Below are 11,670 nucleotides of genomic sequence, written 5' to 3'. Positions count from 1 at the left end.
TCAGGCTCCGGCATCCATGTTGTTAAGATACGTTATGGCATCCTCCATGTGCTGTACAGGAACGACCTTCATATCTGCATTGATGTCGGAGGCCGTTTTTTCAGCCTGCTCGTAATTGGACGGTTCGGCTGCGCTGGTATCCGGAGCAAAAAAGATATCTACGCCGGAATTCTCAGCAGCTACAATTTTTTCGGATATGCCGCCGATAGGGCCGACATTTCCTTCATCATCAATCGTGCCTGTACCGGCCACATCCTTCCCGCGGGTCAGATCACTTTCGGTAAGCTGATTGTAAATCTCAAGCGAAAACATCAAACCTGCTGAAGGCCCGCCGATGGACCCCGCGTTAATCTCGACATCGGGATCAAACTGAACATCACGGTCGGTGTAAGGATACAAGAGGCCGAGACCGGAACGGCTGGAACTGCTCAGGTCTTCCGGAAATTCCGAGATCTCCACCGTTTTTTCCAGCGTTTCGTCCCCACGCTTCACAGTAAGGGTCACTTGTGTCCCTGCTTCCAAATCTTCCAGTCTGCCGTTCATCTTCTTCAGGGTGCGCACCTTTTCTCCGTTCAACGCTGTAATAAGATCGTCTGACTGCAGATGATTTTCAGCGTCCATTCCCTCGATAACCTGCGACACTTTCACTCCGTTATATTCCACTTCATACTGCCTGTCTGCCTCTTTGTATGCCGCAATTTTTGCAGCTTCCTGAGAACTGTTCATCAGTCTGTTCTGCCGGTGGAAATATTCCTGGTCTGTCTCACCTTCGCGGAGAAACTGATCTGTCGGTGTAAGGTCGCGGTACTGGGATAACTGTGACCAGAGGTAGAGAGGTATATTGGCCCGCTGCTGCCGAATCGTTGTTAAGTAAAATTCCCCCTGCTCCTTGTAGCCGTTCTGTACAGTAACCATATCCTGAAGAGAAGAAGCCTCCCCCGGCTGGGAATAGTAATATGGCAGAGATATCTGATTCAGCGCAAGAACAGCAAGTAACACGATAATAATGATCCATATGCGCCGTGAGCGGAGTTGTTTCATCATATAAGGTTCTCCTTTTGTCATATATCTTTTTTGCTCGAAACGGTGTTTCCCGCTTCTCTTTCTACATAGGTATAAATTAGGACAGCCTGGCTGCCTTTACCCCGGTCTGGTTTATTTTATGTTAAACCAGGCAGCGGATACTGCAGCTGCAGCCGCTGACAGCTGAATGAAACAGGAGGCGGAATCCGGTTTGAAAAAAAATCAAGTAGCAGGAGCGGCAGCGGCCCTTGCTGTCTGCTTCTTTACCCTGTGTTTAATTCTATACCCCGATGAAGTTCTTGATTCATCTAAAAACGGATTGCTTATCTGGGGTCAAAATGTTTTCCCTGCCCTCTTCCCTTTTTTTGTTACCGCAGAACTCTTAACCGCATTTGGTGTCGTCCGCTTCCTGGGCGTTATGCTTGAACCGGTGATGCGGCCGCTATTTTGTGTACCTGGAGCAGGCGGATTCGTGTGGGCGGCCGGTTTTATTACCGGTTTTCCTTCAGGAGCAAAATTCACAGCAGACCTTCGGAAACAGGAAGAGATTACAAAAGGGGAAGCAGAGCGCCTCGTCAGTTTCACTAATGCTTCCAACCCCCTGTTTCTTGGCGGAGCGGTAGCCGCAGGTTTTTTTCACACGCCGGAGCTCGGGCTGCTGCTCGCCTTTTCGCATTACAGCTCTAATATTATTGTCGGTTTTATTATGAGGTTTCATGCTTACCGCGATCCCGGCACTGTTTCACCTTCCGGGTTTTCGATTGGAGCTGCGTTCGGAGCGCTTCTTGATGAGCAGAAAAAGGACAGGCGGCCATTCGGAAAAAAACTGGGGGACGCTGTTATTTCTTCTGTGCATACCCTTCTTATGATCGGCGGGTTCATCTGTATTTTCTCTGTGCTTTACCGTATGTTTCAGGTAACAACGGTTATCGATTATCTGTCCGTTCTGCCGGGTATGGCCCTCTCTTTTTTTTCGATAGGAGAGGAAACAGCTGTGCCTCTATTGTCCGGTATTCTTGAAATCACTTCAGGAAGCAGGCTGACCAGCAGCCTGAATTCGGTATCTCTGCTTGAACAAATGGTAGTTGTCTCGTTTATTCTCGGCTTCAGCGGCCTTTCCGTGCATGCCCAGGTAGCAGGGATTCTGGCGGAGACGGACATACGTTACCTGCCTTTTTTAGCAGCCCGCTGCCTCCATGCCGTACTTGCTGCGGCGATTGCATATATAAGCTTCGAACCACTATATCTCCATCAAACTGACCAGCCCGTTTTCACCGGATCGATGGAGGAACCGATTTTCGTATCGCTTTGGGAGCACAGCTTAAGTGTATCCCTTCATTTCGGCGGCGCTGCTTCTGTTTGTATTCTCTTTTTCTACCTGATTTGTCTCCATGTCAGGAAAAAGCCGGGCAGCCGTTCATAAATAGAGGAGGCTGTTCCTCTGCCGGAACAGCCCTCTTTTATTCAGCGGTAAACGGGCCGTACTTTTCGTACAGATACTCATCAACCGGAGATGGAACGAGCCCTTTGACATCCGCTTCATATTTTGCGACTTCTTTAACAATGCTGGAGCTCAGATACGAATACTGATTGTTCGTCATCATAAAAAATGTTTCAATTTCAGGGTCAAGCTTTCGGTTAATGGAAGCTGCCTGAAGCTCATATTCAAAGTCCGAGACCGCCCGAAGCCCTCGTACAATCGTCTTCGCCTGCTTCTGCCGCACATAATCGATAAGCAGGCCGTTAAACGAATCAATTTCCACATTCGGGATGTGCTCCACCGATTCCCTCAGCATCGTAAGCCTTTCATCGACCGAGAAAAGCGGTTCTTTATTGCGGTTATGTAAAACGGCAACCACCACTTTATTAAAGACTTTGGCGCTGCGTTCAATAATATCGAGATGACCGTTTGTTACCGGATCAAAACTTCCTGGATAAACTGCGGTACCCGTCATTTTCTTTCCTCCTTCATTCCGCCGTCCGGTAGATGGATATACTGGTATCCCCGTACCGCCGGACGGCCTGTTGTTCCAACCGGATGATGCGTGCGGGAAGCTCTGCACCAGCAGCATGTTCACAGATGATGATTCCGCTTGGACGCAGAAGCTTTTCTTCGGAAATGATACTGAGCAGTCCAGGAATAGAATCATCCGCATAAGGCGGGTCCATAAAAATGTAATCGAAGGACCGCTGCCGCTTTGTGAGTGCCGTCAGTGCCCGCTTTGCTTCGCTGCGGAACACTTCGGTCTGCTCATCTACCCCTGCTTCGTGAAGATTCTGCTTAATCACTTTCACAGCCTGGGAATGCTTGTCCACAAATACAGCCTGGTCCAGTCCCCTGCTCAGCGCTTCTATCCCGAGACCACCTGTGCCGGCATAAAGGTCCAGCACAGCCCCTTCTTCAAAATAAGGACCGATCAACTGAAAGACAGCTTCCTTTACTTTATCAGAAGTAGGCCTCGTTTTCATTCCCTGCACCGCTCTGAGCGGCTTCCCCTTATACTTTCCTGAAATAACCCTCATATCAGCGCATTCCTTTCGGCGATGTCGTTCTTATCCTACCATACAATAATAAGCGGTCAAACAACAGTAATTGATACTTTTTCCTGTATTCATGTATAGTTTGATAAAAATACGTACACAATGACAAACAGCAGCATGAATCCGTGCTGCTGACAACCGCGGAGAAGACTTACGTTTCCCCATAAGTTCTTCCTCCGGTTTCTCCTCTCCCATTGTCCGTCATTGTACGGACGGGCTGTTCCTTCTACCCTGAGGAACAGCCTTTTTTATTTGCTGTTAAGCACAGGTACAACCTGTTTTCTCATCAGAATAATACCGGCAAAAAGAAGCAGAGCCGACATAATAAATAAACTTCTGATCCCTGTCACCCCGGCAATAACACCGCCTATCATCGGTCCAAGCATGTTGCCGAGGAACAAAAAGCTGTTCGAAAAGCCGTATGTTCTGCTCTCCATGCCTTCCGGGGCCAGCTGTCGTATTAACGTATTCGCAGCCGGGAGAAGGCCGCCGAGACAAAGTCCTGTAAAAAACCGCATAACGATCAGCTGCCACAAATCGGTGACAAAAGCCTGCGGAATAGAGAACAGACAAGCACCGATTAAAGCACCGTACAACACATAGTGCGGCCCCTTTTTATCACTCCATTTCCCGAGCTTTGGAGAAGCAAGCATATTTGCAAACCCCATCGATGACACGGCCAGTCCTGCAAAAAAGGCGCTGTTCATCCCGCCGCTGAGGTCTTCTACAAACAAAGAAACAAGAGGATTGATACCGACGAGTCCAAACTGAATAACAAAGATGATAGCGTAAATCGCAGGAATAGGCCGGATTCGGGCAATCGTTTTAAAGTCCTGCATGGTGCTTGTTTTTTCTTCATGCTGCGGCGGCGTAAAGTCTTCTTTCACAAAGAACAAGACCGTCACTGCTGCGACAGCAATGGCTGCTCCTGTAATGTTAAAAATCATCCGGAATCCGATGATCTCTGCCATAATTCCTCCAAAAAGCGGTCCGCAGATGCTTCCTGCCACCGCTCCCGCCTGCAGAATGCCCAAGGCACGACCTACGTGCTCTTTTGGCGTATTCGTGGAAACAAGAGCAATCGAGGCCGGATTAAAACCGGATATCGTCCCGTTCAGGAGCCGGAAGAAAAAGAGACTCCACGGGCCGGTGGCAAATCCCATCAGTATCATAACGACGGCCATTCCAAAGCCGGAGCGCAGTACCATCAAGCGTCTCCCGTGCCGGTCCGCAAGTCTTCCCCATAAAGGGGAGACAAGAAACGCACTGAAAAAATTAATACCGAAAATAAGCCCCGCCCAGGTACTGACTTTGGCGGGGTCGGTCATGCCAAGTTCCTGCAGATACAGCGGAAGAAATGGCACAATCATCGTCATCGCAGCCATGACAATAAAAATCGAAGCCGTCAGAATGTATAAATTTTTCTTCCAGTCAAGCATTCTCTCTTCCCTTCTTTCTATTCCTGCCATTCTATAACAAACAAAGCAAGGTAACAAATAAAGAGAACAAAAATGCCCCTCCGCTAAAATGGGAGAGGTGGCTGCCGGACACTGACTGCTACGTAAAATGCGCAGTGTCCGATAGCCACCTTTTATCGGACACTAATTCCAGGTACTGATCAGATAATGGACGAAGGACAAACGACTCAAAGCGCCCTCCCCGGAAAAAACTTCTAATCAACAAAAAAATCCGAACGAGGGAACAGCATGCTCAAGTGCAGCACCCCGTCCCATCATTCGGATGATCAATGGATTATATTATTTTGTCCCTGCTTTATTCTCATTTTGGAAATGATTATGCCGCTGTATTTTTTAAAGACCTGCGTTATAATGATAATCCTGTTCTTTGGGTTTTATGGGACCGCTGAACTCTGTCCGTATATCCGGTTTCCGCGATTTTTCCGTCTTTTCGACGAAGGACAGGGCCTCTATTTTCTGTATCACTTCATCGACGTCCGCCTGATTGCAGTATAACACAGCATATTTAAAACGTTTGGATACATAGTAAACGACCCCGTACCTGCGCAGGTGGCGCACATTTTTGGTCGAACGGAGCCAGACGGCGATTCCGGTTCGTGGTGTATGCATTCGTCCGCCCCCTTTAATACTGATTTCCTTCAGGATAGCATGAACGATCCCGGGCGGCAACCTGCCTCACTTCTTTTGAAACCAGCGCTTCCCGGCTTTTTCGATCAACCCGGGCCAGATTCTGTAAAGGCGCGATACGATATCCATCCACCAGGGCATATTCAGTTCCCGGCGCGGACGTATGGTAAGTTTCAGGACACGTTCAGCGACTTTGTCAGCCGGCAGCATCCAGGGTCCCGCCGATTTTTCGTACTGTCCCGAACGGTCGGCTTTTTGAATGAAAGGAGTCCGTACAGGACCTGTATTGACAACAGAGACATAAATACCAGAATCACGGACTTCCTGACGGAGGGCATTGCTGAAGCCGATGATAGCGTGTTTCGAAGCGGCATAGAAAGAAGCTTTCGGTGTGGCGATTTTGCCGGCCTGCGATCCGATATTTATGATGATACCGTGACGTTGTTCCTTCATTACAGGCAGTACCTGTTTTGTCATGAAAAAAGGAGCGAAAACATTCACATTCAACATGGCGGCTGCTTCTTCTGTACGAATGTCTTCAACTGCCGAGAAAACACCGGTACCCGCGTTGTTGATAACAACATCCAGCTGATCCACCTCTGACATGATGGCGGCAGCCGTTTCTTTGCACGATGCCTCATCCGTGACATCTGCCGTGTAAATCGAACATTTCTTCCCTTCCTGATGCAGGCTTTCCTTCAGCAATTCGAGCTTTTCACGGGACCGGGAGATCAATAATGGATGATGCCCCTTTCCGGCAGCACGGACAGCAAGTTCCTTCCCGATCCCGCTCGATGCCCCTGTAATCATGATCGTCTTCGGCCGCGTGTGCAACATCCTCCCTCCTCACCTGTTTTTCTTTACTTTATCACTCATTTGACTTGACAAACAAATTCGTTGTTTCAGATAATAAGAAGTAACAAAGGAATGGTAACAAGACCTATATACAATATGAAAGCTGCGAAAGGGAATAGTAGAAAAAACGCGTATCCATGACAGAGAGTCGGGGCAGGGCTGAAATCCCGGCAAGGATCGTTTGTTTTTCGAACCCGCCCTCGAGCTGCCGGGGAAATAACCCGGCCGGTGCTTTTCCGATATAAAAGGGCAGAGAGAGGCGGACATGAGACGTTCGTCTAACAAAGGTGGTACCGCGGATAACTGACTCTTCCGTCCTTTTGCTTAAAGGATGGAAGAGTTTTTTTATGTTTTTCATTACGCATTCGGAGGATAACAATGAAGAAAGAACGAATCGTCATAAAAATTGGAAGCAGTTCTCTGACCAGCACCGGAGGAGGCCTGAGCCAAACCAAACTGCTGGAGTTTGTAGAAGCTGCTGCGGCACTGCATCAGGATGGACATCAGGTTGTATTAATCTCTTCCGGTGCCGTTGCCGCCGGTTTCTCGGGACTGAAATATCCCGCCCGGCCGGTCACTCTCGCCGGTAAACAGGCCGCGGCGGCTGTCGGTCAGGGACGGTTGATGCAGGCTTACACGGAAGCATTCAGACATTACCAGATTGAAACCGGCCAGATCCTTTTGACCAGGGACAATTTTTCCAATAAATCGCAGTATCAGAACGCCTATTCCACGCTGACCGAACTTCTTCAGCGCGGGGTGGTGCCGATCATCAATGAGAATGATTCCATCGCTGTCGATGAATTGACATTTGGAGATAATGATATGCTCTCTGCCCTCGTCGGCGGGCTGATTCATGCAGAATGTCTGATGATTATCACCGATATTAACGGCATATATGATTCCAATCCAAAGACGAATCCCAATGCCAAGCGGTATCACTTTTTATCCGAAATAGAAGATGAGCAGCTCGAGCAGGCGGGTGACAGCGGAAGCGCAGTCGGAACCGGAGGTATGAAATCCAAACTGCAGGCTGCAAAAATCGCCCTTTCTCTGGGTCTTCGGGCGTTTATTGGAAAAACCGAGGGACCTTCTTCGTTTCAGGACATTCTCGCCGGGAAAGGCGACGGCACCTACATCGGTTTTCCGGGGCGTTTTGTACTGAACAGTAAAAAACAATGGCTCGCTCTTCACTCCCGGTCGGCCGGTGAACTCATCGTCGATGACGGAGCCCGGACCGCGCTTCTTCAAAAAGGAGGAAGCCTGCTGCCGGCCGGAGTTCTCGACGTACACGGTCGTTTTGAAAGGGCCGCCGTGGTAGAGGTAAAAGACGACCGGGGAAGCGTTATCGGAATAGGGCAGGTGAACATGTCTGCTTTTGAAATTATGGATATCAAAGGAAAGTCGTCACAGGAAGCCGTGGAGTTGACAGAAACAAAAAGAGCAGAAGTGATTCACCGGGACGAATGGGTCCCGGCAGAAAAGGAGAGAAAATCACAATGAGTATGATGATCGAACAGGGAAAAAAAGCAAAAGAAGCTTCCGCCGCTGCGGCTCTTTTAACCACATCCGAAAAAAATGAACTGCTGCACGCCATGGCTGATCAGCTGGAACAGGATATACCTGCCATTCTGTCTGAAAACGAAAAGGACCTGCAGGCAGGCAAAGAAAACGGCATTTCAACTGCCCTCATGGACCGTCTCCGCCTCTCGAAAGCAAGAATCAAAGGAATGGCGGAAGGATTCCGTCAGGTAGCGGAGCTTGAGGACCCTATCGGCCGGAAGATGGAATCCTGGTCCCGGCCGAATGGCCTTCACATTCAAAAGGTACGTGTGCCGCTTGGTGTTGCCGGTATTATCTATGAAGCACGTCCGAACGTTACCGCAGACGCAGCTGCGTTATGTTTAAAAACCGGAAATGCCGCTTTCCTGCGCGGAAGTTCTTCTGCCTACTATTCCAATGCAGCGATTGTCGCTTCCATTCATGCTGCACTGGCTTCGCGCCATATATCAAAAGATACGGTGCAGCTGGCTGAGGACACCTCAAGAGAAGCGGCGTCGGACCTTTTCACTATGAACGACTGTCTCGACGTTCTTATTCCAAGAGGCGGCGCCGGTCTTATTCAGACCGTCGTACAGCAGTCTTCGGTACCTGTACTTGAAACCGGCATCGGTAACTGCCATGTATTTATTGACGAAAGCGCCGAAGAAGATATGGCTGTTCGGATAACAGTGAACGCCAAAACAGATCGCCCATCGGTGTGCAATGCAGCGGAAACTATTCTCGTGCAGGAAAACTGGGCAGAGCGTCACGGAAAAAGATTGGTGGAAGCCCTTCACGCGGAAGGAGTCGAAATCCGTGGGGACGACTATATTCAATCTCTTCATCCGGACGTCAAGCAGGCGTCTGACCAGGACTGGGAAGAAGAATTTCTGGATTTGACCGCAGCTGTGAAAATCGTCAAGGACCCAGAAGAAGCCGTCACCCATATTAAACAATACGGAACCGGGCATTCCGAGTCCATCGTCACAGAAAACACAGACCATAAACAGTACTTCTACGATCAGCTTGATGCTGCTGTTCTCTACCACAATGCCTCCACCCGGTTCACAGATGGATTTGAATTCGGATTCGGCGCCGAAATCGGAGTCAGCACACAAAAACTCCATGCCCGCGGTCCAATGGGACTGGAAGCATTAACGTCTTACAAATATCTCGTTGACGGCTCCGGCCAGATCAAAGAATAGGAGGGTTATGAACAGTATGGATAAAAAAATTGCTTTCATCGGCGCGGGATCCATGGCAGAATCCATCATCGGAGGTCTCATTGCCGATGAACTGCTGCCTCCGCATCATATTCTGGCAGTGAATCATTCCAATGAAGCGCGGTTAACCCATTTACAGGAAAACTACGGCATCCGCACCTTTTCCGACAGTGCCGATGCCGCCCAAGAAGCAGATATAGTCATGCTCGCTGTCAAACCAAAGCAGCTGGGAGATGCTCTGCACGCCGCTGCTTCCGGATTGACGGAAGACAAAATAATTATGTCCGTGCTTGCCGGAATAAAAACCAGTCAGATTGAAAATGAGCTGCCGGGTAACCATCCCGTAATACGTGTCATGCCCAATACCTCAGCAAAAGTCGGGCAGTCTGCTACTGCCTTGGCCGGCGGATCCTATGCAAAAGAACAGCATGTGCAGGCTGCTTCGGAATTGTTCTCTTCGATTGGGACGGCTGTTGTTGTTAAAGAAAAAGACATGAATACAGTCACCGGCATTGCCGGAAGCGGCCCCGCCTACTTCTATTATTTTGCCGAAGCCATGGAGCAGGCAGCTGCCGCATCCGGTCTCCCGGAAGATAAAGCCCGGGACCTGATCATCCAGACGATGTACGGCGCGGCTGTCCGCATGCGCGAATCGGACCAATCCTCTGCTGCACTTTATCAGGAAGTACGGAGTCCCGGAGGAACAACAGAAGCTGCGTTCCGGGAAATGGAAAAACATGATTTACAGAAATCATTCAAACAAAGTGTACAAGCTGCCATCTCCCGGGCGGCTGCCTTGGGCGAAAATAACCCGCCGCCCGGATCGTCCTGACAACACAAACTCTGAACGAATAATTCAATAGAATATAAAAATACGTCCGATCAGCATTTCAGCTGATCGGACGTATTTCGTCTGAGAGATGTTCTCATCAAACCTTCATATTACTTCGGTGTCCAAAAAGCAGTGTGATCCAGCTTTGTATATATAGACTACTGCAGCACTTCTTTTGTACTAAAAAATTCTTCATATAGTCCGCGGATGGCGCTATCTACATTTTCATCATGAATGCCGAACGCAAGCGATACTTCCGAGGATCCCTGATTAATCATTTCGATATTCACACCCTGTTCGGACATGGCTTTCGTGGCTCTTGCTGCGATGCCGACCGTTTCATGCATGCCTTCCCCTACAAGCATAATCATAGCGAAGTCTTTTTCAACATAAACGTCATCGGCACCAAGTTCATTTTTAATCCGGTGAAGAATCCGTTCTTCTTTCTCCGGGTTCAATTGATCTTTCTCCACAATCACTGAAGTATCATCAATGCCGGAAGGGATATGTTCGTAGGAAATCTCTTCGTCTTCAAGAATTCCGAGGAGTTTCCGTCCAAACCCGACTTCCCGGTTCATCAGATATTTTCTCACATAAATGGTACTGAACCCTTTATCCGCCGCGATTCCGATGACCGGATTCATGGCATATTCGCGTTCGTTAATGATCATCGTACCGTCCGCGGACGGATTGTTCGTATTTTTCACGCAGACAGGGATGTTGCTTTTGAACGCCGGTATCAGCGCTTCATCGTGAAAGACACCGAACCCTGCATAAGACAGTTCACGCATTTCGCGAAACGTCATCCGCTTGATTGAACATGGGTTGTCCACTACCGTTGGATTAGCGGCAAATACAGAGTCCACGTCCGTGAAGTTTTCATACAGGGAGGCCTGGACTCCGGCTGCTACAATGGAACCGGTAATGTCCGATCCTCCTCTTGGAAAGGTCACCAGTCTTCCTTGTTTGGAGTAACCGAAGAATCCTGGAATGATAGAGATTCCCTCCCGTTCCCGAAGAGAATACAGATGATCATAAGCTTCATCGAGAATCTGGGCATTACCCGGGGTATCACTGACTAACAGACCGGCTTCCTGAGGGTTTACGTATTCTGCAGTAAAACCGATTTGCTGCAGATACCCGGCAATCACTTTTGCATTGTTATCTTCTCCGGCTGCTTTCATCTGATCCATAAAACGCCCGCTGTCCGACGTTTCATATGCCAGCCGGCTTCTGATATCATGTTCAATCGTTTCAACGATTCCGCCGCTCAGCCCAAGTCCTTCCGCTATGCTCTGATAGCGCTCCACGACACGCTGCAGTGTTCCTTCTGCGGAGCCGTGTTTAAGAAAGGTCTCTCCGAGCTCTATCAACAAATCTGTTACTTTCCTGTCTTCATCACTGCGTTTACCCGGAGCGGAAACGACAATGAATTTGCGCTCCGGGTCCGACGTAATAATATCCGATACTTTTTTTATCTGTGCTGCATCCGCTAATGAACTTCCACCAAATTTTGCTACATTCATCTTCGTCTTTACAACTCCTACCT

At 49.0% G+C, this 11,670-nt stretch carries 10 protein-coding genes, 1 pseudogene and 1 other annotated feature; of the genes and pseudogenes, 4 read left to right on the top strand and 7 right to left on the bottom strand.

The annotated features are described in order from the left end of the window. Positions 1-1,044 carry a SepM family pheromone-processing serine protease gene (locus BM124_RS01765; RefSeq protein ID WP_093334940.1) on the bottom strand — a complete coding sequence of 348 codons (1,044 nt, stop codon included), beginning with the start codon at positions 1,042-1,044 and terminating at the stop codon, positions 1-3. A gap of 190 nt (positions 1,045-1,234) precedes the next feature. Between BM124_RS01765 and ylbJ the strand changes: the two genes are divergently transcribed. Beyond that, the gene (gene ylbJ, locus BM124_RS01760) at positions 1,235-2,446 is read left to right on the top strand and encodes a sporulation integral membrane protein YlbJ (RefSeq protein ID WP_244504198.1); all 1,212 of its coding nucleotides are present in this window, start codon (positions 1,235-1,237) and stop codon (positions 2,444-2,446) included. Between the two features lie 37 nt (positions 2,447-2,483). Here the strand turns inward: ylbJ and coaD are convergent, their stop codons facing one another. The 5 genes and pseudogenes from coaD to BM124_RS01735 all read right to left on the bottom strand — a co-directional run bounded on the left by coaD (position 2,484) and on the right by BM124_RS01735 (position 6,503). Continuing rightward, a complete protein-coding gene (coaD, locus tag BM124_RS01755) occupies positions 2,484-2,978 on the bottom strand; it encodes a pantetheine-phosphate adenylyltransferase (protein ID WP_093334938.1) in 495 nt (164 codons plus the stop codon). 13 nt (positions 2,979-2,991) lie between these two features. Next, positions 2,992-3,552, bottom strand: a pseudogene (gene rsmD, locus BM124_RS01750) (16S rRNA (guanine(966)-N(2))-methyltransferase RsmD); the annotation flags it as partial. Between the two features lie 260 nt (positions 3,553-3,812). Then, positions 3,813-5,033, bottom strand: coding sequence for an MFS transporter (locus tag BM124_RS01745; RefSeq protein ID WP_244504197.1), 1,221 nt, complete (start codon positions 5,031-5,033; stop codon positions 3,813-3,815). 342 nt (positions 5,034-5,375) lie between these two features. Beyond that, positions 5,376-5,651, bottom strand: a complete 276-nt coding sequence (locus BM124_RS01740) for a YlbG family protein (RefSeq protein WP_093334935.1) — start codon at positions 5,649-5,651, stop codon at positions 5,376-5,378. A 66-nt stretch (positions 5,652-5,717) separates the two neighbouring features. Beyond that, positions 5,718-6,503 carry an SDR family NAD(P)-dependent oxidoreductase gene (locus BM124_RS01735; RefSeq protein ID WP_170840909.1) on the bottom strand — a complete coding sequence of 262 codons (786 nt, stop codon included), beginning with the start codon at positions 6,501-6,503 and terminating at the stop codon, positions 5,718-5,720. A 117-nt stretch (positions 6,504-6,620) separates the two neighbouring features. After that, positions 6,621-6,847, top strand: a binding site (T-box leader). A 55-nt stretch (positions 6,848-6,902) separates the two neighbouring features. Between BM124_RS01735 and proB the strand changes: the two genes are divergently transcribed. From proB to proC, 3 genes are read left to right on the top strand one after another with little or no spacing between them, the layout of a single operon-like run. Continuing rightward, a complete protein-coding gene (proB, locus tag BM124_RS01730; RefSeq protein WP_093334933.1) occupies positions 6,903-8,027 on the top strand; it encodes a glutamate 5-kinase in 1,125 nt (374 codons plus the stop codon). Beyond that, positions 8,024-9,271 carry a glutamate-5-semialdehyde dehydrogenase gene (locus BM124_RS01725; RefSeq protein ID WP_093334932.1) on the top strand — a complete coding sequence of 416 codons (1,248 nt, stop codon included), beginning with the start codon at positions 8,024-8,026 and terminating at the stop codon, positions 9,269-9,271. The genes proB and BM124_RS01725 overlap by 4 nt, the downstream gene beginning before the upstream one ends. Before the next feature lie 16 nt (positions 9,272-9,287). Continuing rightward, the gene (gene proC / locus BM124_RS01720) at positions 9,288-10,121 is read left to right on the top strand and encodes a pyrroline-5-carboxylate reductase (RefSeq protein ID WP_170840908.1); all 834 of its coding nucleotides are present in this window, start codon (positions 9,288-9,290) and stop codon (positions 10,119-10,121) included. 158 nt (positions 10,122-10,279) lie between these two features. Here proC and BM124_RS01715 read toward each other — a convergent pair whose 3' ends face one another. Continuing rightward, a complete protein-coding gene (locus BM124_RS01715) occupies positions 10,280-11,647 on the bottom strand; it encodes an aspartate kinase (protein ID WP_093334930.1) in 1,368 nt (455 codons plus the stop codon). Positions 11,648-11,670: the final 23 nt, after the last annotated feature.

The organism is Salibacterium halotolerans, assembly GCF_900115625.1.
Taxonomy (GTDB): domain Bacteria; phylum Bacillota; class Bacilli; order Bacillales; family Marinococcaceae; genus Salibacterium; species Salibacterium halotolerans.
The sequence above is the reverse complement of the archived record's forward strand: the minus strand, read 5'-3'. Positions and strand labels throughout refer to the sequence as shown.